Genomic DNA, 22,842 nt, shown 5'->3' with positions numbered 1-22,842 from the left:
GGCCCGCAAACCAGAATCGCCCGGCCCGGTTCGGTTCAGTTCGGCCGTAGCGTCCAGATCACGGTCATCGCCGAGGTCGGCTTGCCTTCCTCGGTCGCGATCTCCACCTCCACGGGGAACTCGGGCCGCTGGCCGGACTCCAGTTCCTCGATCACCTCGAGCGCCGGCCGGCCCAGCCGCGCGGTGGCCAGCACCGCGCCCATGGCGAGCTTGCGGTAGGCGATGTCGGCCCGGACGGCGAGCGGCACGGCCCGGTCGAGCAACTGCCCGAAGGCGGCCATGACGACCGCGCCGGAGGCTGTCTCACCGAGGGTGAACATGGCACCGGCATGGGGGCCGCCGACGTGGTTGTGGGTGGCTGGCGAGTCGGGCAGCCGGACGACTGCTCGTACCCCGCCCTCCGCCTCGGGCGCCACCTCGACGAACTCGAGGCCGAGCGTACGGGCGAAGGGCACCGCTTGCAGCATGCCGGCCGCCACCTGGCGGGAGTCGATGGTCATGTCCTGACGCTACTCGTCGGTAACCAGGGCGGCAACCAGCGATTTCCCGGTAACGGCAGCTCGTCAGAGGTTGGCGATCGTGCGCAGGATCTCCGCGTAGAAGTTGCCGTCGATGCTGCGGAAGAACGAGAAATCCTGGCCCGGGTCACCGAAGAACGGGCGCAGCGTCCACGCCAGCTGGGTGCCGACGAAACCGAAGAGCAGGATCCAGATGTAGAGCAGGGTCATGCTCGCCGGCCGCTGGGTCGGCTCGCCGCGCCGCACCGGCGGCCGCTCCCACGGGCGCTGCACCGGCCCGTAGCCGGGGGGCACCATGCCGGGCGGGATCGCGGCGACGGTCGGCTGACCGCTCGGCTGCGCCGGAACCGGCGGGGTCGCCGCGGCACCGTTCGAGGTCGACCCGGCCGTTGCGGCTCCAGCCGGCACAGCCCCAGCCGGCACAGCCACCGGCTCGGCAGCCGGAACGGCGACCGGCGCCGCGGTCGGGGCCGGGTCGGCCGGTACGGCTGCGGGCACGGCCTGGGCCGGGACGTTGACCTGGGCGTACGCGTCGGCCTGGGTCCTGGTGGCCTCCGGCGCGAGCAGGCCGTGGTCGTTGAGCACCTGCATCCCGCCGGTCAGGAAGCGCAGCCCGACCAGCGCCGACAGGGTCAGGATCGCCACGTTGAGCAGCTTGAAGAACCCGTAGTCGGGCGCGGTGATCAGGAAGAAGAGGCTGATCGGCGCGAACGCCACAGCGAGCATCGAGGTGACCGTGATCGCCACCATCACCAGCGCCAACGACTGCCGCACCGAGAGCCGGGCGCCGAAGACCAGGTTGAACAGGTAGAGCGTGGGCAGGCAGATGGCAAGCGTGACCAGGAACAGCAGTGGCAGCTTCAGCGCCGAGGTCAGCGCCATCAGCGGGCTGTGGAAGGCCCCCAGCACCGCGCCGTAGCAGGCCAGCGCGATGGCGGAGCTGGCGAGCATCCGCCCGGTCAGCGCGTTGAGGTCACCCTCGGCCACGATCTGCTGCCAGATGCCCGCGCGATCCCGCAGGATGCGCTCGATGACGAGCGGACTGGGACGGTCACCCGACACGGATGCACCCCTCTCGGTGGTCTTGCACAGTGGACTGGGTGCGCAGACGGTAGGACACCAGGTGGCTGGCCCGCCACCCCGTCCCGGCGAGTCGTCAGCGCCAACCCACGTCGATTCGGGCGCCGCGCTCGTCGAAGAAGTGCAGCGCGTCCATCCGGACCGAGACGGCGAGCGGGTGACCGGCGCTGACCGCCGGATACGGCGCCAGCCGCACCGCCAACTCCGCCGGGCGACGGTGGTGCCGGCCCGGGTCGGGGAGCACGCTGGTCTGCGCGCCGCCGCCAACCGCGGGTGCCTGCGATTCGACCGGTTTGCCGGTGAGCCGCTGCATCACCGATCCGAACCGGCGCAGACCACGCTGGCCGACCGGTGGCGGGTCGAGCGGTGCGCCCATCTCGTCGACCATGATCGCGGTCGCGCCGATGTCGAGGAACGCCAACGACTCGTGCCCGTGGTGCTCCAGGTAGCGGATCCGCCCCCGCAGCACGTCGCCGGGGCTGTCCGGGGAGACCGGAGTGAGCGCCTCGGCCCGCATGCCGACCACGATCCGCTCACCGTGGTAGTGCGCCACCGCCCTGCTGCGGATGTCGTTCCAGGGCAGGTAGAGCGACTGCTCACCGAGGTTCAGCGTGACGTACCGGTCGAGGTGGACGTAGACCGACGCCTCCAACAGGTTCATCCGCGGGCTGCCCAGGAAGGCGGCCACGTAGAGCGTCGCCGGCCGCCCGTACACCTGGGTGGGTGTGCCCACGTCCTGGAGCACGCCACGACGCATGATGGCCACCCGGTCGGCCATGGTGAGCGCCTCGGCCTGGTCGTGCGTGACGTAGACGGTGGTGACGCCCAACTCCCGGGTCAGGCCCGAGATCTCCGCGCGCAGCTCCGCGCGGAGACCGCTGTCCAGATTCGAGAGCGGCTCGTCCATCAGGAACAGACCGGGTCGCCGGACGATCGCCCGGCCCATCGCCACCCGCTGCCGTTGGCCGCCGGAGAGTTGACCCGGCTTGCGGGCCAGCACGTCACCGATGCCCAGGGCACTCGCCACGTCGCTGACCCGCTCGCCCCTCGGCTCCGGCTCGACCCCGGCCAACCGCAGCGGAAAGGCGATGTTGTCGCCGACGGTCATGTGCGGGTAGAGCGCGAAGTCCTGGAAGACCATGGCGATCTTGCGGTCCCGTGGGGGCAGGTCGTTCGCCAGTTCCCCGTCGAGCATGACCGCGCCCTGGGTCGGGTCCTCCAAGCCGGCAATCATCCGCAGCACCGTCGACTTGCCGCAGCCGGACGGCCCGAGGAGCACCATGAACTCGCCGTCGTTCACATCGAGATTGATGCTGTCGACGGCCAGTGTGCCGTCCCTGAAGACCTTGCTGACATCCTTGAGCGTGACGGTGCTCACCGTCGTCCCCCCCAGCTAGTCCCTGCCGACCCAGAGACTGTGACCAGGATCATTCGATTCGCACATCGGGTAAACGTCTCATGTTTGGTTGATGACGCTGCTATTACACGACACAAGCGATCAACAGCGCGAAGAGCGCTCGCTCGGCTCCCCCAGGAAAACCTGACGCACGACCCGTTCCGCCGCGTGCCCGTCGTCCAATGTGCAGAACCGACTGCGAAAATGTTCGCGGGCCTTGCTCGCGGCGTCCGATCGCACCTCGCCGCTGCGGAACACGTCGACCAGGTCTCCGAAGGTGGTGGCCACCGCGCCGGGCGGCTCGGCCGTCACGTCGAAGTAGACCCCCCGAGCCAACCGGTACGCCTCCCAGTCCGGGGCGTAGAGCACGATCGGCCGGTCGAGTACCGCGTAGTCGAACATCGCCGACGAATAGTCGGTCACCAACACGTCGGCGACCAGATAGAGATCCTCCACCCGCTGATAACCGCTGACGTCACGAACCCGTTCCCAGTCCATCGGCCGACCGGGACGCCGGTCCCGGTCGTGGAAGTAGTGGCTGCGCATCAGCAGCCGACCGGAGTCACCAAGCGCGCGCACGAAACGATCCGGGTCGAACGGCGGCCGGTAGCCGGGGAGGTGTTCACGGTGCGTCGGGGCGTACAGCACGACCTGCTCGTCGGGACCGACGCCGAACTCGGCGCGCAGTCGGCGCACCTCCTCCGGGCCGGCCGTGACCAGGCGGTCGTTGCGGGGGTAGCCCACCTCCAACGTCGTGTACGTGGCCGGGTACGCCCGGTCCCACATCTGGGTGGAGAAGCTGTTCGCGCTGACGCTGTAGTCCCAGCGGTCCACCCGGCGCAACAGCCCGGCGAAGTCCATCCCGCTTGCGCCGATCGGGTAGCGCTGCTGGTCCAGGCCCATCACCTTCACCGGGGTGCCGTGGTGGGTCTGCAGGTGCACCTGCTCTGGTCGCTTGCGCACGAAATCCGGGAAGTTGACGTTGTTCACCAGCCACCGGGCGCGGGCGAGCACCCGGTAGTACGCCGGCGTGCCGGCCACCACGTACTCCACCCCGGCCGGCACGGCGTCCACCCGGTCCCGACGCACGATCCACACCCCGCGCACCCCCGGCGCCAACCGGCGGGCGACCTCGTAGATCGCCGCCGGGTTGCAGGAGTATCCGCGGTACCAGTACGCGGCGTACACCGCGAGCGTCGGATCGACCGGCCGTCGCAACTCGGCCCGGTAGTACTCACGCAGCAACCCGTCGCGGGTCAGCCGGGCACCGCGGCGCGCGACCGGGCCGACCCGCCGGCGGGCGGTACGGGCCTGCCGGCGGGCGACGTCGCGCGCCCGGCTGGCGGTCCGCAACGCGCTGAACGTGCGCCAACGGCCGGAGGCGACCAGCCGGTGCTTGATCCCCTCCACCCCGTCCGGCACCGGATAGCCGCCCGGCGGCAACCACCGTTCGTAGTCGGCGGTGATCTGCGCGAAGAACGTCTCCCGCAGCTCCGGGGCGATCCGCTGACCGTTGCCGAGCACCGTCAGGTAGTGCCAGATCATCCGCTCGAAGACCACCGGCCGCAGAGCGTCCGTCGCGGGCCCCCACTCGTCCATCAGGTGGAAGACCCGATGCCACTGCGGGAAGACCTCGAAGTGGCGGTCACCGCGGGTCCGGGTGATCGCGCCGGCGCGGCGCTGCCGGTAGTTGACGCACACCCGGTCGAGTACGCCGATCCGCTGCGCCGCCATCAGCACCGGATAGCTGAACGAGACGTCCTCGTACCAGCCGGGGGCGAAGCGCAGGCCCAGGTCGACCAGGAACTCCCGGCGGACCAGGCGGTTCCACGCGGTGTGCAGCAGGTGCATCGCCTCCGGCCGGTCCCGCAGCCGGAACGTCTCCGGGCCGGGCGACTCCGGAAACACCTCGGCCATCGCGCTGCGGGTGGCGGTGTCGTTCCAGTGGGTGCGCACGTGGTCGACCAGCAGCACGTCCGGGCGGGTCGCCCGCAACCGCTCGGCGACCTCGGTGAGGCACTCCGGGGTCAGCCAGTCGTCGCCGTCGAGGAACCACACGTACTCGCCGACGGCCCGGTCCAACCCGATGTTGCGGGCTGGACCGAGGCCGACGTTCTCCGGCAAGCGAACCGGACGGACCCGCCGGTCGCGGGCCGCGTACTCGTCGATGATGTCGCCGCTGGCGTCCGGCGAGCAGTCGTCGACGGCGATCACCTCGATGTCCGTCTCCGGCTGACCGAGGACGGAGTCCAGGCACTCACGCAGGTAGCCCTGCACGCGGAAGGCCGGCACCACGAAGCTGATCAGGGTCATCCGGCCGTCCCTCCGTCAGCGCGGCGCGGCACCTCCAGCGCCCACCGGCGTAACCGACGCCCGCGCGCTACGGGCCGGTCGCACGAACCAGGCCAGGACGACGCTCACCACGAAAAGCACGAGAAGGTACGCACCGAGTGTAGCCAGACCGCTACCCGCCACGCCGACAATCGCCGTCAGGGCCAGCAGCGCCGAGCGCCCCTCCCAGCCCAGCGTGGCCGCGTGCAACGGCGGTGCCGCCTGCCGCTTCTCCAGCCGGGCGGTCAGGTCGTAGTGGTGCACGGTGAGCACGAAGACGTACCCGAAGATCAGCCAACCCGGCACTCCGCCGACCACCCCGACCGCGATGGCGAACAGGTACTCGGCGGCCCGCAACGCGGCGGGGACCAGCCAGTCCAGCGGACCGTTGTGCGCCGCCCCCGCACCCAGACCACCGACCAGTAGCACCAGGAGCGCCACCGGCACCGCCCAGCGCAGCCCGTCCGGAGTGTCCGTCAGCAGCGCCGCGACCAGCAGCACCGCCGGGCCGAGCGCGGCGATCACCGCCAGGGTGAGCGGCCCCATCGGGCGGACCACCGGCAGCAGGCGGGCCAACGGGCCGTCGTCGCGGTGCAGGGTGGTGTCGACCGTGTCCAGCACCGGCACCCACATCCAGCGGGCCCGCAACGTGCGCAGCGCCCCGGTGTACGCGAACGCCAGCACCCCCCACACCAGCACCGCGGTCAGGCTGACCAGCGGGTTGAACAGCGCCACGGTCAGCGCGATCAGCGCCCACCGCTCGCCGATCGGGAAGACCACGGTCCGCTTCAGCCAGTACGACAACGACCCGGTGTCGGCCTGCACCCGGGTCGACGCCGCGTTGAGCCGGTCACCGATCCCGCCGCTGGCACCCGTCGTCGTCCGGGGTCGGCGGGCCGCCTCGTCGTGCAGCACCCCGTACCAGGTGTCGGTCATGTGCCGGACGGTCTGCAAGGTCATCGCGGCAATGGCGAGGGCCCAGCCGTTGCCCAACCCGGCGTGGCTGACCCCGAAGCCGAGCCCGGCGTAGACCAGGCACTCCTTCGCCCGGTCCGCCATCGTGTCCAGCCAGCCACCCCAGGCGCTGAAGTTCCGCGTGTAGCGGGCCAACTGGCCGTCCACGCAGTCCAGCACGAACCCGAGGTAGAGCAGCACCGCGCCACCGACCAGCGCGGGCCGCCCACCGACCCCGAACAGCACCGCCGCGGCCAGCGCGAACAGCACCGAGATCGCCGTCACCCCGGTGGGGGTGAGCCGCAGCCGGGCCGCCAACCGGACCAGGTACGGCGACCAGGTGCTGACGAAGTAGGTGGAGAAGAAGTCGTCCTTCTCCTTCACCGACAACCGCAGCTCGGCCCGGTCCTCGTCCACAGCCGTGACCGCCGCCTCGGCGGCGGTCAGCTCGTCGGCGCTCTCGACCCGGCGGGCGACGAGCAGGCGTACCCGCTGGGCGAAGATCAGGGTGCCGAGCGCCGCGAGGCCCGCGAAGAGCCGGTCCACCGCGGCCCCGGAGCCACCCGCAGCGGCCCGTGCGGCGGCGGCGAGGGTCGGCAGGTCGTCCACGCCGACCCGCAGCGCGCCGCCGAACACGCCCGTGGCGTCCCCGTCGAGGGCGTCCAGCGCGCCGGCGTCGACCACCTGACCGCGTTCCTCCCGGACGGCCGCCCGCCCGGGGACCGGTGGGTCGCCGAGCACCAGCGCCACCGTGGGCCCCACCGGGCTGGTGGCCAGGTGCCGCAGTACGGCGGTGTGGGCCACCAGGTCGGTGCCGGTGACCAGCACCGGGGCGCTGGCGTCGGCGACCAGCGTGCCCACCTCGTCGAGGGTGGCCGCGAAGCGCACGTCGGTCGCCCCGGCCTGGCGCAACTGGGCGGCCAGACGGTCGGCCAGCGGCTCCCCGGTCGCGGTGGTCAGGCCCGCCGCCGGCGACCCGGCGGCGAGCACGATCGCGAGCGTCACCGCTGGACCGCGGCGTGGTACGCGTCGAGCGCCTCGGCGATGGTGCCGTCGAGCGTCAACCGGCCCGCGTCGAGGTACAACCCCCGACGACAGAACCGGGTCAGGTCCTTTTCGTTGTGTGACACCAACACGAGCGTGCGCCCCTCCCCGAGCAGACGATCAATCGTTGCGTAACACTTCTTGCGGAACTCCGCGTCGCCGACCGCGGTCACCTCGTCCATCAGCAGGATCGGGTGCGGCAGGTGCGAGATGATCGCGAAACCGAGCCTCACCTTCATGCCCGACGAGTAGTGCCGCACCGACGTGTCGATGGCCCGTTCCACCTGCTCACCGGCGAACTCGACGATCTCGTCGAAGTGCCGCTTCAGGTAGCCCGTCGACAGCCCGTGCAGCCCACCGACCAGGTGCAGGTTCTCCCGCCCGGTCAGGTCGTTGGAGAAACCGGCGGACAACTCCAGCAACGGCGCCACCGCGCCGTGCACCCGGATGTCGCCCTCGTCCGGGATGAGCACCCCGGCGATCAACCGCAGCAGAGTGCTCTTGCCGGTGCCGTTACGGCCGATCACCCCGACGGTCTCGCCGGGCTCGACGGTGAACGACACGTCCCGCAGCGGCCAGAACTGGCCGGGCAGCGCACCGCGCTTCCCGCGATGGATGAACAACTCGCGCAGCCGCAGCTGACGGCGACGGTTACGGACGAACCGGATGCCCAGCCCGTCGGCCTCGATGATCGGGGCGGCCACGTCAGAGTTCCTTGAGCACGGCGGGCTCCAACCGACGGAACGACCACCAACCGGCGGTCAGCACCAGCAGGCTGCCGACAACAGTGGTGGCGAGCAGCCGGGCGTCCGGAAACTCGTCCGGGTACCAGATCGCATGGTGCAGTTGGAAGATCCCGACCAGCGGGTTCAGCTCGTACGCCACCTTCACCCAGTCGGGCAGGCTGGACTCCCGCACCAGGCTGAGCGGGTAGATGATCGGCGTGGCGTAGAAGAGCACCCGAATGATCAACCGCATCAACCGCTCGACGTCGCGCATCAGCACGTTCCACGCGGACAGCAGCAGGGCCAGCCCGGTCAGCAGGACGGCCTGGACCAGCACCGCCAGCGGCAGGGAGAGCAACGACCAACCGGGATGGATCCGACCGTGCGCCGCGTAGATCACCGCGATCGCGATCAGGATCGGCAGGCCGGCCGCGTACTCGGCGAACCGGCCGGTGACCCGGCCGATCGGGAAGACCTGACGCGGCACGTTCATCGTGGTGATCAGCCGGGACTGGCCGGTCAGCGCGTTGGTCGCCTCACTCAGCGCGGAACTGGTCCACATCCACGCGAAGATCCCGGTGATCAGGAACAACGGGTACGACTCGGCGGCCTCGCCGAGGTGCCGACCGGTGTCGCGGGAGTAGAGCACCCCGAACACGAACCAGTAGATCGCGCCCATGCCGAGCGGCTCGATCAACGACCAGAAGTAGCCCAGCACCGACTGCTGGTACTTGACCGCCAGGTCCCGTCTGACCAGGATGCGCAGCGAGTTGCGGTGCGACCACAGGGCCGCGACGCCAGAGGTCACCGCAGCCTCCCGCCTCCTGAAACGGACGCCAGGTTAGCAGTCGGTGAACGAATGCCCCGAATCGACCGGGCTCAGCACTCGATCACGTTGACGGCCAGACCGCCACGCGCCGTCTCCTTGTACTTAATCTTCATGTCGGCGCCCGTCTCCCGCATGGTCTTGATGACCTTATCCAGCGACACCTTGTGCACACCGTCGCCGCGCAGCGCCAGCCGGGCGGCCGTGATCGCCTTGATGCTAGCCACCGCGTTCCGCTCGATGCAGGGGATCTGCACCAGGCCACCCACCGGGTCACAGGTCAACCCGAGGTTGTGTTCCATCCCGATCTCGGCCGCGTTCTCCACCTGCTCCGGGGTGCCGCCGAGCGCCTCCGCCAACCCCGCCGCCGCCATCGAACACGCCGAACCGACCTCACCCTGACAGCCGACCTCCGCGCCGGAGATCGAGGCGTTCTCCTTGAACAACACCCCGATCGCACCGGCCGTCAGCAGGAACCGCACCACGCCGTCGTCATCGGCGTTCTCGACGAAGCGGCTGTAGTAGTGCAGCACCGCCGGGATGATCCCGGCCGCGCCGTTCGTCGGCGCGGTGACCACCCGGCCGCCCGCGGCGTTCTCCTCGTTGACCGCGAGCGCGAACAACGTCACCCAGTCCATCGCGTGCAACGGGTCGGTCGTGCCGGCGTCCGCCTCCAGGCCCCGCCGCAGCTCCGCCGCGCGCCGCCGGACCTTCAACCCCCCGGGGAGTACGCCGTCGCGCTCGCAACCGCGCTGCACGCACTCCCGCATCACCCGCCAGATCTCCAACAGGCCCGCCCGGATGTCCGCCTCGCTGCGCCAGGAACGCTCGTTGGCCAGCATCACCTCGCTGATCGACAAGCCGGTGCGGGACGTGACGTCGAGGAGCTGCGCCCCGGTCAGGAACGGGTACCGCACCTGCGTGCTGTCCGGCTTGATCCGGTCCGCGCCCGCCGCCGCCTCGTCCACCACGAAACCGCCACCGACGGAGTAGTAGCTGCGGGTCCTGACCTCCTCGCCGGCCGCATTGAAGGCCGCGAAGGTCATCCCGTTCGGGTGGTACGGCAGCGACCGGCGGCGGTGCAGCGTCAGATCCCGGTCCGGGTCGAAATCGATCTCGTGCGCGCCGAGGATGCTGATCCGCCGCTCGGCCCGGATCCGTTCGACCCGAGGACCGACGGTGTCCGTGTCGACAGTCTCCGGCGACTCGCCGGCCAACCCGAGCAGCACCGCCGGACCACTGCCATGGCCGTGCCCCGTGGCCCCCAGCGAGCCGAACAACTCGGCCTGCACCCGCGCGACGTCACTGAGCAACCCGTCGGCCTTGAGACCGCCGACGAACGTACGCGCCGCCCGCATCGGCCCCACGGTGTGCGAACTGGACGGCCCGATACCGACGCTGAAGAGGTCGAAAACACTGATCATGGCTGCGCTTCCTCGCCGTCGTCCCGGCGTACGGAACCGGCCGGGTCGTGGCCACCGGTAGGCGGCCCCGTTCGTGACCGCCCGGGGTGTGGGTTGCGGCCATCCGGGGTGTGGATGGCCGATCTGCCAGCCTACCCGCCCAGCTCACAGCCCACCTGGTCCGGGACGTGAACGCCCGATCACCATCTCCCGCCCCACGCTCACCGACCCGGTCGCCCGGCCGCTCACTCGCCCGGTTCGCCGCCTTGTCGCCGGGTCGCCCGCCTCGTCGCCGCCCGGTCACTCACTCGCCCGCCCGGCCCGCCACCTGCCACCTGCCGCCCTCCGCCCTCGCCCTCGCCCTCGCCCTCGCCTTCAAGATCGTGCTCGACCCAGGATCTGGTGGTGTCAGCGCGCGGTCGGTGCCACTACAACCAGGATCGAACGCGATCTTCCTGCCAGACGCTGAATCGTTTGCGACATCAACTCCAAAGCACACGCTCGCACTCGGCGCCGGCCCGTGGCGCGACGACCGGGCGATCAGTTCGGAGAGGCCGTGCAGTTGAGCGGCGCGCACGAGACGGGTGGCCGGCGACGGGTGGCCGGCGACGGGTGGGCTCGGGAGGCGTCAGCAAGGGGATGCCCGGGTAATGCACCTACGGGTCCACGGGTTGCCACTCCTCCTCGCGACCGAGGGCGAGCTGGTCACCCCCTTCTACCGTGGATTGCAGACGCGGCGCACCGCCGCAGAGTGGGAGTACGACGATGAGTCGCAAACTGGTCCGGCCCCGCGAGGGGCGCATGCTCGCCGGTGTCTGCGCTGGCCTCGGTCGACGGTTCGGCATGTCCGCGGGGATGGTCCGGCTGCTGTTCCTGCTGTCCCTGCTGCTGCCCGGCACGCAGGTGATCGTCTACCTGATCCTCTGGGTGCTCATGCCGAACGAGGACCGCTACCTGGCCTCCACCGGCCACTGATCCGTCCCCAGACCCCTCCGACGCCGGGTCCGGCAGCAACATCAGGGATGTTGCTGCCTCCCGGCCTCCCGAGGCACCAACATCCCTGATGTTGCGCGGATCTTGACGGGCGGCGCGGGGCGCGCGGCGTGAAGGCGCGCGGGGCGTGGGGTGCGGGCGCAACGTGCGGAAGCGCCCGCCTCGACGGGAGTCGGGGCGGGCGCTCTGCTGGATGCGGGTCGAGCAGGTCAGGGAGCGATGTAGGTGACCGTGATCTGCTGGTAGCCGAGAGAGCGGAGCAGCCCCTCCAGCATCTTGCGGGTGTTCTCCTCGGCTCGGGCGGAGAGACCACTGTCGCGGGCGGCGGCGGTGATCCGTTCCTCGGCGAGCTTGTAGACCTGCTGCTGCCGGTTGGGGTCGTTGCCGACCAGGTCACCGAGCCGGTTGAGCAGACCGCGCTGCTCCGCGAAGACGTAGCTCTTGTCCATGTCGAGGTTGGTCTCGCCGAGCTGCGGCGCCGGCAGCTTGATCTCGACGGACTTGCCGTCGGCCGACTGGACGATCGCCCCGTCACCGATCTTGGTGAAGTCGACGTACGCCTCGACGCTGCCGGCCCCGACGAACAGGGTGCGCTCGTTGAGCAGGAAGTCGGGGACGTTGCGCCGGTCGTTCTGGGTGTCGACCACAACCTGGAAGTTGCCCTCGGCGGCGACGTAGCGGCTGAGGTCCTGGATCGACTTCAGCAGCGGTGGCTGGCTGCGGTCGGTCTGCTCCTTGGCGAACGGGTTGCGGAACTCCGGCAGGAAGCCGGTCGCCTGGATGCCGAGCAGCACCACCACGGCCAGCGCGGCGGCGCCGAGCAGCAGGAGCAGGCCTCGGGCCGCCCCACCGCCGCCGCCAGGCGCCGGGCTGCCGGGGCCGTCAAAGCCTCCGGAGCCGTCGCCCGGTGTGTCACTGGTCGGCTCGGGTGTCGCGGCCGACCGCTCCTTGAGGTTGTCACCGGTCGGGTAACCGGGGAACTCCCTCGTGGGCTCGTTGGTGCCAGCGTCGCGGGCCATCACGCTCACCGTCCTTGTCAGACACGTCGTCTGTCAATGACGGTACGGCCCCCGTGCGACAGTCGCGCGCCGAGCGCCCGGAAAGCACAAACGGGCAGGTCAGGCGAACGCGGAGAGCCCGGTGAGCCGCTGTCCCACGACGAGTTGGTGGATCTCGGACGTGCCCTCGTACGTCAGCACGCTCTCCAGGTTGTTGGCGTGCCGCATGATCGGGTATTCGCCGGAGACACCGTTGGCGCCGAGGATGGTGCGGCACTGTCGTGCGATGGCCAGGGCCTCCCGCACGTTGTTCAGCTTGCCCACGCTGACCTGGTCGGGCCGCAGCCGGTGGGCGTCGGCGAGCCGACCCAGGTGCAGTGCGAGGAGTTGCCCCTTCACCAGCTCGACGGCCATGTCGGCGAGCTTGGCCTGGGTGAGCTGGAACCCGGCGAGCGGACGGCCGAACTGCGTGCGGGTGCCCGCGTACGCCAGTGTGGTTTCCAGACAGTCACGGGCGGCGCCGACAGCGCCCCAGACGATGCCGTACCGGGCCTCGGTGAGGCAGCTCAGCGGTGCCTTGAGCCCGCTCGCCTCGGGCAGTCGGGCGTCCGCCGGGAGCCGGACGTCGTCGAGCGCGATCTCGCCGGTGATCGAGGCGCGCAGCGACATCTTCCGGCGGATCTCGCGGGCCGTGACACCGGGCGTGTCCATGGGTACGGCGAAGCCGCGCACTCCCTCGTCGGTGCGCGCCCAGATCACCGCGACGTCGGCGATCGGCGCATTGGTGATCCACATCTTGGCGCCGGTGAGCACCCAGTCGTCGCCGTCGCGTCGTGCCCGGGTGGTCATCGAGGCGGGGTCGGAGCCGTGGTCCGGCTCGGTCAGACCGAAACAGCCGATCGCCTCGCCGGTGGCCATCGACGGCAGCCAGCGTTGCTTCTGCTCCTCGCTGCCGTAGCGCCAGATGGCGTACATGGCGAGCGAACCCTGCACCGAGACCAGCGAGCGGAGGCCGGAGTCGCCGGCCTCCAGTTCCTGGCAGGCCAGCCCGTACGCGACGGCGGAGGCGCCCGCGCAGCCGTAGCCGGTGAGGTGCATGCCGAGCAGGCCGAGTTTGCCGAACTCCCGGGCCAGTTCGCGGGCCGGCACCTGGCCCTGCTCGTACCAGTCGGCGACGTGCGGGCGTACCCGGTCGTCGACGAGCTGGCGGACGACGTCGCGGATCTGCCGCTCTTCGTCGGTGAGCGACGGGTCCAGGTCGAGCAGGTCCAGCGGAGCGGTCATGGACGCCACCTTAACGAAGGCTCAGCGCGCGACAGAAGGGCTCGTCACTCGATCGGCTCGGACAGCACCAGCACCCGGGCGTGGATCTGGTTGCGCTGTTGAAGGGCGGCGCGCAGCGCGCGGTGCAGCCCGTCCTCCAGGTAGAGCCCACCGTTCCACTGCACGACGTGCGGGAAGAGGTCACCGTAGAAGGTCGAATCCTCGGCGAGCAGCTTGTCGAGCGCCAGCTCACGCTTGGTGGTGATCATCTGGTCCAGGCGCAGTGGCCGGGGCGGAATCTCCGCCCACTGCTTGAGCGTCAGATTGTGCTCCGGATAGGGACGCCCGTCCCGGACCGCTCTGAAGATCACGACGGCACGCTCCCCTCCCCGTGGCCGGGCCGACCGACGGCGCCGAGCCGGGCCGCGGCGGGCACCGCGCGGCGCGGCACCGATGACCGTGCCAGCCTAGCCGCCCACCGCACGCTGCGTTTCGCTCCCTGATGTCAGTTTCACTACCGGTCGTCCGATCCTCAAGCGGACAAACAGGACGGCGCGCTCAGCTCCACCGGCCGCGCCGCACCACCTCGTCCATCGGACGACGTCCCCGACGCAGCGATGGTGACCTATGGTCGGCCGCTCGGTAACCGATTGTGACGGCACCGACGGGTTGGTACTCCTCCGGCACGCCGAACGCCTGACGATAGGTGGCCAACCGCTGCGGCGGAATGCCGAAGAAACAGGCTCCCAACCCCTCGTCCACGGCGGTGAGCAGCATCAGCAGCGCCGCGAAGCCGGTGTCCACGTGCCAGTACGGCACCGGCCAGCGGTCGACGGACTGGTCCGTCCACCCCTTGTCCGGCTCCGCGTACCGCCGCAGGTAGGCCGACTCGTTGGCGTGCGGCACCACGATCAGCGGCGCCCGGCGCATACCGACCAGCCAGCGTTCCCGCCCACCGCCCTCGGGTGTGGTGGCGGCCCAGAACCGTTCCCGGTCGGCGGGCTCGTCCAGGACCAGGAAACCCCAGCCCTGGGCGAAGCCGGCCGACGGTGCCCGGACCGCGTGGTCGAGCAGCCGGTCCACCACGTCGGTCGGGACCGGGCGGTCCGGGTCGTAGTTGCGCACCATCCGCCGACGCCGGACGACCTCGGCGAACTCCATCAGGCCCCGGGCCGGATGCCCCAGGCACCCCGCCAGGTCGTACCGGGCTTGAGAGTGAGCAGGTCCCGACCCGAGCGGAACGCGTCCGGCGGGCAGGTCATCGGCTCGATCGCCACCGAGCGGCGGTGCCGGTCACCGACGAGGGCGTCCCCGGTGAACACCTGCCACCAGCCGAACTCGGCGTCCGCCCAGATGCTGACCCCCGCCGAACCGTCCGGCGCGGCCAGGCTCACCGACGAGCCGCCGTCGGCGTCACGGATCACCTCACCGAAACACAGATCCAGCTCGGCGGCACCGATCCGGCGCGGGCCGGTCCAGTCGTACTCCGTCCCGGCCACCGGTGTCACGCCGACCGGCAGCAACCGGCCGTCCACCAGCATTCGGGTACGGGTCGGCAGCCGCATGACCAGGTCGTCGACCGCGACGCCCGGCAGTTGCAGGTACGGGTGCACGGAGAAGCCGAACGGCGCGGCCTCCTCGCCGGTGTTGGTCACCTCGTGCTCGACGCGCAGCCCGTCCGCGCCGACGCTCCACCGGCTGAGCAGCCGCAGCGGCCACGGGTAACCGGGCTGCGGCGGAAGGTCGTAGCCGACGGTCACCGCGTCCTCGGACTGCTCCAGCAGACGCCACGGCACCCAGTTGACCAGGCCGTGGATGGCCACGTGCCGCTCCGGCTCGGTCAATGGCAGCTGGTGCGTCCGCTCCCCGAACGAGTAGCGGCCGTCGCGGATCCGGTTCGGCCAGGGCGCCAGCACCTGTCCGGCGCAGCCCGGACTGACCTCGTCGGTCCGGTATCCGTCGACCAGGTCGACGCCGTCGTGCCGGTACGTCCGGAGCCCGCCGCCCACCTCCACGATGACGGCCTCGTGGCCGGCGGCGGAGATGGTCCACTGGGCGCCGGAGAACGGGCGCTGATCGGGGCTTTCCATGTCGGCGACCCTAACCGGTCACGTCCGGTCGCCGCTCGACGCCGTCGCCGCCCGGTAGCGCAGCAACGCCGGGAACGCGACGGCGAGCACCACCACGAGCACCGCCGAGGCGAGCCCGCCAGCCACCCAGGCCACCCCGCCGCCGAAACCGGCCGCCATCGTGCCGGCCCGAAGGTCACCCAGGCGTGGACCACCGGCCACCACCACCGTGTTGACGCCCTGGAGTCGGCCGCGCATCCGGTCCGGGGCGTACACCAGCAGCATCGACTGACGCAGCACCGCGCTGATCAGGTCGGCGGCACCGGCCGCGGCGAGCAGGAGCACCATCAGCCAGAGCTGGTGGGCGAGGCCGGCCGCGGCGATCGCCAGGCCCCACCCCACCACCGCGAGCACCAGGCCGACGCCCTGCCGGCGGAGTCGGCCGATCCAGCCGGAGGTCAGGCCGCCGAGCATCGAGCCGATCGCGATGGCGCTGTAGAGCAGGCCGACCGACCCGCCGCCGCCGAACCGTTCGTTGGCGATCTCCGGGAACAGCGCCCTCGGCATGGCCAGGATCATCGCGATCAGGTCCACACCGAAGGACAGCAGCAGCACGGGTGTGCTGGCCAGGTAACGGAATCCGTCGACGACGCTGGCCAGGCCGGCCCGGCGGACCTGACCGTCCTCGGCCGGTTCGGGCGGCAGCTTGGGCAGTCGCAGCGCGGCCCAGAGCATCGCTGTGAACAGCACCGCGTCCAACCCGTACGCGATCGGCAGGACCACGGCGGTGTCCGGCGACGCGGAGAGGATCAGGCCGGCGGCGAGCGGCCCGGCCACCGAGGCGGCGGTGAAGGTCGTGTAGTTCAGGGTGGTGGCGGACGCCACCAGGTCCTGCGGCACCAGGCGGGGCAGCATCGCGCTGCGGGCCGGCGAACTGATCGCGAACGCCACCGACTGCACCGCCATCAGCGCCAACAGCAGCACCGGGCTGCCGACGTCCAGCACCGCCTGGAGCAGCAGCCCGAGAGTGGATGCCCAAAGCAACAATGAGCCACCGAGCAGCACGGCACGCCGGTCGCGCGCGTCGGCGACCGCACCGCCCCAGAGCCCGAAGACCAGCAACGGTACGAAGGCCGCCACGCCCAGCAGACCCACCCAGAACGAGTCCCGGGTCAGGGCGTACATCTCCACCGGCACCGCGACGGCGGTGAACTGGAAGCCGAACATCGCCACCGTGTTGCCGAGCCACAGCCGCCGGTACGCAGGCACGCGCAGCGGCCGTACGTCGATCGCCCAGCGGCGCGCTCCGCGCGGCCGGGCCTCCTGCACACCTGTCACGGCGCCAGCCGCTCGACGACCCAGCCACCCTCGTCGAGGCGGCGGAAGCGGAGCCGGTCGTGCAACCGGCCGGACCGGCCCTGCCAGAACTCCACCGACTCGGGGTGCACCCGCAGGCCGCCCCAGTGCGGCGGGGTCGGGACCTCCGCCGCGCCGGCGAACCGCTCGGTCACCTCCCGGTAGCGCTCCTCCAGCACCGACCGGCCCGACACCACCTGGGACTGTGGGCTGGCCCAGGCGCCCAGTTGGGAGCCGCGCGGCCGGCTGGCGAAGTACGCCTCGCTCGTCGCCCGGTCGACCGGCGCGATCCGCCCGGCGACCACCACCTGACGCTGCATGGGGAACCACGGAAAGACCAGGCTGGCGTACGGATTGGCGGACGCCTCGACGCCCTTGCGCGACAGGTGGTTGGTGAAGAAGACGAAGCCTTCCCTGTCGTACCCCTTCAGCAGCACCGTGCGGCCGCTCGGCCGACCGGCCGGGTCCGCGGTGCCCACCACCATCGCGTTGGGTTCGGGTAGCCCGAAGGCCACCGCGTCGGCGAACCACCCGTCGAACTGGGTGTGCCAGTCGGTGGCCAGGTCAGCCTCGGTCAGGCCCAGGTCCGCGGCGTACTCGTTACGCATCGCAGCCGGGGCGGGTGTGTCACCCGTCACGTCCCCACTCCTTCTCGGCGCGCTCGCCGGCGCCCTCCCGCGCTGGCCAGCCCGCACTGCCCAGTCTCACCGAGTCCAGCGGAGATTGCGCGCCCGGGGATGTCGCGTGCGGCACAGTCGCAGCGGGTCGCGTATCCCTTACTCAGCAGGCAAGATGTTCCGAACACATCCCTGAGGGTCGCCTAAGGCGCTCGGCCGACCAGGCCGGATGAGCTGTTCGGGCGCACCGACCAGATCCAGGAGAGCGACATGGCCGACTTCAAACCCGGGCTGGAGGGCGTCGTCGCCTTCGAGACCGAGATCGCCGAACCTGACCGCGAGGGTGGCGCGCTGCGCTATCGCGGGGTCGACATCGAGGATCTGATCGGCCAGGTGTCGTTCGGCAACGTGTGGGCGCTGCTGGTCGACGGTCGGTTCGGGCCGGGCCTGCCGCCGGCGGAGCCGTTCCCGGTGCCGGTGCACTCCGGTGACATCCGCGTCGACGTGCAGTCCGCGGTCGCCATGCTGGCCCCGTACTGGGGGCTCAGCCAGCTGTTGGACATCTCCGACGAGCAGGCCCGCGAGGATCTGGCCCGGGTCTCGGTGACCGCGCTCTCCTTCGTCGCCCAGTCCGCCCGGGGCCTCGGCCTGCCGGCGGTGCCGCAGAAGGAGATCGACAAGGCGCAGACCATCGTCGAGCGGTTCATGAAGCGCTGGCGCGGTGAGCCCGACCCGCGGCACGTGAAGGCCGTCGACGCGTACTTCATCTCGGCCGCCGAGCACGGCCTGAACGCGTCCACCTTCACCGCTCGCATCGTGGCCTCGACCGGCGCGGACGCGGCCGCCTGCATCTCCTCCGGCATCGGCGCCCTCTCCGGCCCGCTGCACGGCGGCGCCCCGTCCCGGGTGCTCAGCATGCTGGAGGCGGTGGAGCGCAGCGGCGACGCGGAGGGCTACGTCAAGGGCGTACTCGATCGTGGCGAGCGGTTGATGGGCTTCGGCCACCGCGTCTACCGGGCCGAGGACCCGCGTGCCCGCGTGCTCCGGCGCACCGCCAAGGAGTTGGGCGCGCCGCGCTTCGAGATCGCCGAGGCGCTGGAGAAGGCCGCCCTCGCCGAGTTGCAGGCCCGCCGCCCGGACCGGGTGCTGGCCACCAACGTCGAGTTCTGGTCGGCCGTGGTGCTGGACTTCGCCGAGGTGCCTGCCCACATGTTCACCTCGATGTTCACCTGCGCGCGGATGGGCGGCTGGAGCGCGCACATCCTGGAGCAGAAGCGCCTCCAGCGGCTGGTGCGCCCGTCCGCCCGCTACGTCGGCCCGGAGACCCGCAAGCCGTCCGACGTCGAGGGTTGGGGCGCGGTCCCGCACGGCGTCTGAGTTGTGGAAGGGCCTCCGGTCGACTCCGAGCGTCGACCGGGGGCCCTTTGCTTTACGCCGGGCGGAGGTGACGTCGAGGTGTGGCGAAGGCCTCAGACCTGCCCGCCGGGGCCCGGCTTCCACCGATCGGTCCGGGTGCGAGGATGGGGGCCGGCAGTGTCGCCGGGCCCGCCCTCGCCCTTGTGGAAGGATCTTGAAGACCGTGGCTGACGCACCGACCATCCGGATTCCCGATGAGATCAAGCCCGCCGACGGACGTTTCGGCTGCGGCCCGTCCAAGGTCCGTCCCGCGGCGGTGTCCGCGCTGGCCGAGGTCGCGACCAGCTACCTGGGCACCTCGCACCGGCAGAAGACGGTCCGTGACCAGGTGGCCCGGCTGCGCTCCGGCATCGCCGAGTTCTTCTCGCTGCCCGAGGGCTACGAGGTCGTGATCGGCAACGGTGGCACCACCGCGTTCTGGGAGGTCGCCACCTTCGGCCTGATCCGCGACCGGGCCCAGTTCGCCAGCTTCGGCGAGTTCGGCGCCAAGTTCGCCAAGTCGGTGAAGGACGCGCCGTTCCTGGGCGAGCCGACGGTCCGCAAGGCCGAGGCGGGCAGCGCGCCGACCCTCGTCGCCGAGTCCGGCGTGGACGCGTACGCGACGCCGCAGAACGAGACCTCGACCGGTGTGGCGGTCCCGATCAGCCGGGTGGCCGGCGCGGACGAGGGCGCGTTGCTGCTTGTCGACGCGACGTCCGGCGCGGGTGGCCTGGAGGTCAACGTCGGTGAGACCGACGTCTACTACTTCGCCCCGCAGAAGTGCTTCGGCTCCGACGGTGGCCTCTGGTTGGCCCTGATGTCACCGGCCGCGCTCGACCGGGCCGCCGAGATCAAGGCGTCCGGGCGCTACATCCCCGCCTTCCTCGACCTGGTCACCGCGATCGACAACTCGCGGCTGGAGCAGACCTACAACACCCCGGCGCTGGCCACCATCTTCCTGGCGGCCGAGCAGACCGACTGGATGAACGCGCAGGGCGGCCTTTCCTGGGCGGCGAAGCGCACCGCCGAGAGCGCCGCCACGGTGTACGGCTGGGCGGAACGCTCCACGGTGGCCACCCCGTTCGTGACCGACCCGGCACTGCGCTCCAACGTGGTCGCCACGATCGACTTCGCCGACGGGGTGGACGCCACGGCCATCGCGAAGGCGCTGCGCGCCAACGGCATCGTGGACACCGAGCCGTACCGCAAGCTCGGCCGCAACCAACTCCGGGTGGCACTGTTCCCGGCCGTCGAGCCGGCCGATGTCGAGGCGCTGACCGCGTCCATCGACTACGTGGTCGAGCGACTCTGAGCTTCGTCACGGTCGGTGTCCGTGGCGGCCTCCACGGACACCGACCGTGATCATCGCCGCAGCTCAGTCACGACATGCGGGGTGTCGCTTCCCCCACCCCGAGGCAGATGCGCGTACGGTGGTCGGAGACGCCTGGGTGGCCGACTCGTGGCGTGCGGCCAGCGAAGCGGGACGGAGGCAACGCAATGCGCCCAGTACGCTTCGTCGCCCTCTCCGAGGACGGCCATGCCCTGGTTCTCGCCGACGAGGTCGGGCGGTTGCTCGCGCTGCCGATCGACGAACGGATCTCCGGCGCGCTGCACGCCGAGCCGGGCGCGCCGCCGCTCGTGGTGGCGCCGACCGCGGCCGACCCGACTCCCTCACTGTCCCCTCGGGACATCCAGGCCCGCATCCGCTCCGGTGAGTCCGCCGAGGATGTGGCCCGGATCGCCGGCGTGCCGGTCGACCGGGTGCTGCGATACGCCGGTCCGGTGTTGCAGGAGCGGGCGATGCTCGCGCAGCACGCCCGCCGCACCCGCCTCAAGGGAGCGGAGAAGCCGACCCCGCTCGCCGAGGTGGTCAACGGCCGGTTGAGCCAGCACGGCATCGACACCGAGAAGATCTCCTGGGACGCGTACCGGCGTGACGACGGCACCTGGCGGATCATCGCCACCTGGCCGTCCGGCAAGGCCACCGCGCAGGCCATCTGGGATCTCGACAAGACCCGGCAGTCGGTGGCCCCGCACGACGACATGGCGCAATACCTGTGCGCCGAGCGGCCCACGCCGATCCTCGGCCAGGAGCCCGCGCCGGAGCGGGGCGGGCACGCCCTGCCCGGTCCGTCGCGTGGTGAGCCGAGCCGTGGCGGGCACGGGTTGCCGGCGGCGTCCGAGCACCCGCGTCCCGGCCGGGATCCGATCCGTGCTGGCCGCGACGCGCTGCTCGCCTCACTGGACCGTCCACTCGGTGCCTCGTCCGGCCGTGGTCTGGAGCCGCGCACTCCGGCTGCTCTCGCCGGATCGGACGCGCCTCGGCAGCGGCCGGTCGGCGGGGGCGCTGCCGCGCTGCTCGGCGGCGGCCAGGGGTCGGCCTTCGACGACGACTCGGACGCACCCAAGGAGGTGCCGGCCGTGCCGTCGCTGGCGGTGCTGCGGCCCCGCCGGACGGGCGCCGCGGCGGCGGCTGCCGGCGGCGAGTCCACCGATGCGAACGGCAAGCCGCGTAAGCGGTTGCCCAGCTGGGACGACGTTCTCTTCGGCAGCGGCCCGGCGGCGCGCGAGTCCTCCTGACGCTTCGCGTGGACGGGTGGTGGTTCACCACCCGTCCAGCCAGAAGTGCGGGGCAGCAGGGCCGTGATCGACTCGGCTTCGCGGAAACCGGGCTGTCGACGCGAGCAGGAGGCCCCGATTTCCGACAACCCGAGTGGATCACGATCTCGGGGCGGTCAGAGCGGCCAGGCGGCGAGTCGTTCGTAGCTTGCCGGCCGCGCGTCGAGGTGGCTGCGCATCAGCAGCAGCTCGGGCACCGGCCACTCCGGGCCCTGGTAGTCGTCGAGGTTCGCCCGGTCGGCCTCGACATCGACCGGGGTCATCCGGTCGCCGGGCCGGGCGATGGTCAGGTGCGGGCGGAACGGCTTCTCGTCGTACGGCAGCCCGGCATGCCGCAGCCGAGACCGGATCAGCCGGGCCAGCGCGTGCAGGGCTTCGACCTCGCCCCGGAGGCCCACCCAGAGCACCGTGGACCGATCCTGGCCGAACCGACCACCGCCGCCGAGACTCAACCGGGGCGCGGCGTTGCGGTCGTCCCGGAACGACTCCGCGGCGAGCCCGAGCGCGCTCTCCACCTCTACCAGCCGGGCGGCGTCGACGTCACCGAGGAAGGCCAGCGTGACATGGAGGTGGGCCGGTTCGGCGAGCCGGACGTTGACACCCGCCGCTGCCGCCGCAGCGACCCGTAGGCGCGCGACCTGCGCGCCCAGGTGGTCGACCGACTCGGGACGGGGGTAGACCGCGACGAACAGCCGCACGCTCAGCGGTGTCGCTGCCAGTGCCCGGCCCTCGCCGCCGGCAGGCTCAGCCCGGCGGCGTGCAGCACACCCTCCACCCGGACCCGCTCGATCTCCTGGTCGACGCCGTCCAACTCGCCGAGGTGCTCGGTGATGTCGAGGGCTCGGCAGGCAAGGCGAAGACGATCGTCGTACGCCTGGAGCAGCGCGCCGTGCCAGACCATCGGTCGGCCGGGGCCACCGAGCCGCTGGCCGCCCAGACGCCGCAGGTCGGCGGCGAGCTGTTCCAGGGGCCGACGGTCGGCGCGGTCGAAGGCGCTGAGGTCGATGTCCCGGGTCAACGCGTCCGCCTCGATGGCGCGGTCGAGGCGCGCGATCGTCCGTTTCTCCCGCCGCCGCTCACGCCACTCGGACCAGCCGCAGACCACCCGGTCGACGATCTCGTCGTAGCAGAAGAGCAGGGCGAATATCGCCGGAAGACTGGCCATGGCGAGGAGCGCCAGGGCCAGCATCAGCGCGCGCTCGACTCCCACACATCGACGCTAAGCCCCATCGTGCCCCCTCGCCAGCGGTTTGCG

21 protein-coding genes are annotated in these 22,842 nt (G+C 71.3%); 4 read left to right on the top strand and 17 right to left on the bottom strand.

Translation table 11 applies throughout. From position 1 onward, the window contains the following. Positions 1-35: 35 nt before the first annotated feature. From O7631_RS07590 to O7631_RS07555, 8 genes are all read right to left on the bottom strand, one after another. Entirely contained in the window at positions 36-500 is a 465-nt protein-coding gene (locus O7631_RS07590; protein ID WP_278143617.1) for a DUF4442 domain-containing protein, read from the bottom strand. A gap of 63 nt (positions 501-563) precedes the next feature. Beyond that, positions 564-1,580, bottom strand: coding sequence for a hypothetical protein (locus O7631_RS07585; protein WP_278143616.1), 1,017 nt, complete (start codon positions 1,578-1,580; stop codon positions 564-566). A 94-nt stretch (positions 1,581-1,674) separates the two neighbouring features. After that, a complete protein-coding gene (locus O7631_RS07580; protein WP_278143615.1) occupies positions 1,675-2,976 on the bottom strand; it encodes an ABC transporter ATP-binding protein in 1,302 nt (433 codons plus the stop codon). A 120-nt stretch (positions 2,977-3,096) separates the two neighbouring features. Continuing rightward, complete coding sequence (locus O7631_RS07575) at positions 3,097-5,307, bottom strand: bifunctional glycosyltransferase family 2 protein/CDP-glycerol:glycerophosphate glycerophosphotransferase (protein WP_278143614.1); 2,211 nt, start codon at positions 5,305-5,307, stop codon at positions 3,097-3,099. Between the two features lie 15 nt (positions 5,308-5,322). After that, entirely contained in the window at positions 5,323-7,239 is a 1,917-nt protein-coding gene (locus tag O7631_RS07570; protein WP_278147873.1) for a DUF5941 domain-containing protein, read from the bottom strand. Positions 7,240-7,280: 41 nt separating this feature from the next. Next, positions 7,281-8,027: an ABC transporter ATP-binding protein gene (locus tag O7631_RS07565; RefSeq protein WP_269681388.1), complete on the bottom strand. Its 747-nt coding sequence runs from the start codon at positions 8,025-8,027 to the stop codon at positions 7,281-7,283. A 1-nt stretch (position 8,028) separates the two neighbouring features. Continuing rightward, positions 8,029-8,856, bottom strand: coding sequence for an ABC transporter permease (locus O7631_RS07560; protein ID WP_278143613.1), 828 nt, complete (start codon positions 8,854-8,856; stop codon positions 8,029-8,031). A gap of 71 nt (positions 8,857-8,927) precedes the next feature. After that, complete coding sequence (locus O7631_RS07555; RefSeq protein WP_269681390.1) at positions 8,928-10,298, bottom strand: L-serine ammonia-lyase; 1,371 nt, start codon at positions 10,296-10,298, stop codon at positions 8,928-8,930. A gap of 744 nt (positions 10,299-11,042) precedes the next feature. On the opposite strand from O7631_RS07555, the gene O7631_RS07550 reads away from it, so the two are divergent. After that, positions 11,043-11,252, top strand: a complete 210-nt coding sequence (locus O7631_RS07550; protein WP_030329606.1) for a PspC domain-containing protein — start codon at positions 11,043-11,045, stop codon at positions 11,250-11,252. A 227-nt stretch (positions 11,253-11,479) separates the two neighbouring features. On the opposite strand, the gene O7631_RS07545 is transcribed toward O7631_RS07550, so the two are convergent. The 7 genes from O7631_RS07545 to pdxH all read right to left on the bottom strand — a co-directional run bounded on the left by O7631_RS07545 (position 11,480) and on the right by pdxH (position 17,564). Beyond that, positions 11,480-12,289 (bottom strand): DUF4230 domain-containing protein, encoded by an 810-nt coding sequence (locus O7631_RS07545; RefSeq protein WP_278143612.1) that lies wholly within the window; start codon positions 12,287-12,289, stop codon positions 11,480-11,482. 99 nt (positions 12,290-12,388) lie between these two features. Further along, on the bottom strand, positions 12,389-13,552 hold the full coding sequence (locus O7631_RS07540) for an acyl-CoA dehydrogenase family protein (RefSeq protein WP_278143611.1): 1,164 nt from the start codon (positions 13,550-13,552) through the stop codon (positions 12,389-12,391). A 44-nt stretch (positions 13,553-13,596) separates the two neighbouring features. After that, positions 13,597-13,902 (bottom strand): type II toxin-antitoxin system VapB family antitoxin, encoded by a 306-nt coding sequence (locus O7631_RS07535; RefSeq protein WP_030329612.1) that lies wholly within the window; start codon positions 13,900-13,902, stop codon positions 13,597-13,599. A 187-nt stretch (positions 13,903-14,089) separates the two neighbouring features. Next, a complete protein-coding gene (locus tag O7631_RS07530; RefSeq protein WP_278143610.1) occupies positions 14,090-14,692 on the bottom strand; it encodes a nitroreductase family protein in 603 nt (200 codons plus the stop codon). Next, the gene (locus O7631_RS07525; RefSeq protein WP_278143609.1) at positions 14,692-15,621 is read right to left on the bottom strand and encodes an aldose 1-epimerase family protein; all 930 of its coding nucleotides are present in this window, start codon (positions 15,619-15,621) and stop codon (positions 14,692-14,694) included. Before O7631_RS07525 ends, O7631_RS07530 begins: the two co-directional genes overlap by 1 nt. 18 nt (positions 15,622-15,639) lie before the next feature. Next, positions 15,640-16,938: an MFS transporter gene (locus tag O7631_RS07520; RefSeq protein WP_278143608.1), complete on the bottom strand. Its 1,299-nt coding sequence runs from the start codon at positions 16,936-16,938 to the stop codon at positions 15,640-15,642. Then, positions 16,935-17,564, bottom strand: coding sequence for a pyridoxamine 5'-phosphate oxidase (gene pdxH / locus O7631_RS07515; protein WP_278147872.1), 630 nt, complete (start codon positions 17,562-17,564; stop codon positions 16,935-16,937). Before pdxH ends, O7631_RS07520 begins: the two co-directional genes overlap by 4 nt. A 279-nt stretch (positions 17,565-17,843) precedes the next feature. Between pdxH and O7631_RS07510 the strand changes: the two genes are divergently transcribed. The 3 genes from O7631_RS07510 to sepH all read left to right on the top strand — a co-directional run bounded on the left by O7631_RS07510 (position 17,844) and on the right by sepH (position 21,548). Then, the gene (locus O7631_RS07510) at positions 17,844-18,950 is read left to right on the top strand and encodes a citrate synthase 2 (RefSeq protein ID WP_278143607.1); all 1,107 of its coding nucleotides are present in this window, start codon (positions 17,844-17,846) and stop codon (positions 18,948-18,950) included. Between the two features lie 202 nt (positions 18,951-19,152). Next, on the top strand, positions 19,153-20,280 hold the full coding sequence (serC, locus tag O7631_RS07505; RefSeq protein ID WP_278143606.1) for a phosphoserine transaminase: 1,128 nt from the start codon (positions 19,153-19,155) through the stop codon (positions 20,278-20,280). A gap of 185 nt (positions 20,281-20,465) precedes the next feature. Further along, complete coding sequence (gene sepH, locus O7631_RS07500; protein WP_278143605.1) at positions 20,466-21,548, top strand: septation protein SepH; 1,083 nt, start codon at positions 20,466-20,468, stop codon at positions 21,546-21,548. A gap of 155 nt (positions 21,549-21,703) precedes the next feature. Here the strand turns inward: sepH and thpR are convergent, their stop codons facing one another. After that, complete coding sequence (thpR, locus tag O7631_RS07495; RefSeq protein WP_278143604.1) at positions 21,704-22,285, bottom strand: RNA 2',3'-cyclic phosphodiesterase; 582 nt, start codon at positions 22,283-22,285, stop codon at positions 21,704-21,706. Positions 22,286-22,287: 2 nt separating this feature from the next. Further along, complete coding sequence (locus O7631_RS07490; protein ID WP_278143603.1) at positions 22,288-22,797, bottom strand: hypothetical protein; 510 nt, start codon at positions 22,795-22,797, stop codon at positions 22,288-22,290. Positions 22,798-22,842: the final 45 nt, after the last annotated feature.

The sequence above is a fragment of the Micromonospora sp. WMMD967 genome (assembly GCF_029626165.1).
GTDB lineage: Bacteria > Actinomycetota > Actinomycetes > Mycobacteriales > Micromonosporaceae > Micromonospora > Micromonospora taraxaci.
The sequence above is the reverse complement of the archived record's forward strand: the minus strand, read 5'-3'. Positions and strand labels throughout refer to the sequence as shown.

Excerpts from the sequence above, each read along its gene's own strand:
- sepH (WP_278143605.1), top strand. The coding sequence starts at position 20,466 with ATGCGCCCAGTACGCTTCGTCGCCCTCTCCGAGGACGGCCATGCCCTG.
- O7631_RS07510 (WP_278143607.1), top strand. The coding sequence starts at position 17,844 with ATGGCCGACTTCAAACCCGGGCTGGAGGGCGTCGTCGCCTTCGAGACC.
- pdxH (WP_278147872.1), bottom strand. The coding sequence starts at position 17,564 with ATGCGTAACGAGTACGCCGCGGACCTGGGCCTGACCGAGGCTGACCTG.
- O7631_RS07530 (WP_278143610.1), bottom strand. The coding sequence starts at position 14,692 with ATGGAGTTCGCCGAGGTCGTCCGGCGTCGGCGGATGGTGCGCAACTAC.
- O7631_RS07590 (WP_278143617.1), bottom strand. The coding sequence starts at position 500 with ATGACCATCGACTCCCGCCAGGTGGCGGCCGGCATGCTGCAAGCGGTG.
- O7631_RS07575 (WP_278143614.1), bottom strand. The coding sequence starts at position 5,307 with ATGACCCTGATCAGCTTCGTGGTGCCGGCCTTCCGCGTGCAGGGCTAC.
- O7631_RS07540 (WP_278143611.1), bottom strand. The coding sequence starts at position 13,552 with ATGACCGCTCCGCTGGACCTGCTCGACCTGGACCCGTCGCTCACCGAC.
- O7631_RS07550 (WP_030329606.1), top strand. The coding sequence starts at position 11,043 with ATGAGTCGCAAACTGGTCCGGCCCCGCGAGGGGCGCATGCTCGCCGGT.
- O7631_RS07525 (WP_278143609.1), bottom strand. The coding sequence starts at position 15,621 with ATGGAAAGCCCCGATCAGCGCCCGTTCTCCGGCGCCCAGTGGACCATC.
- O7631_RS07555 (WP_269681390.1), bottom strand. The coding sequence starts at position 10,298 with ATGATCAGTGTTTTCGACCTCTTCAGCGTCGGTATCGGGCCGTCCAGT.
- O7631_RS07545 (WP_278143612.1), bottom strand. The coding sequence starts at position 12,289 with ATGGCCCGCGACGCTGGCACCAACGAGCCCACGAGGGAGTTCCCCGGT.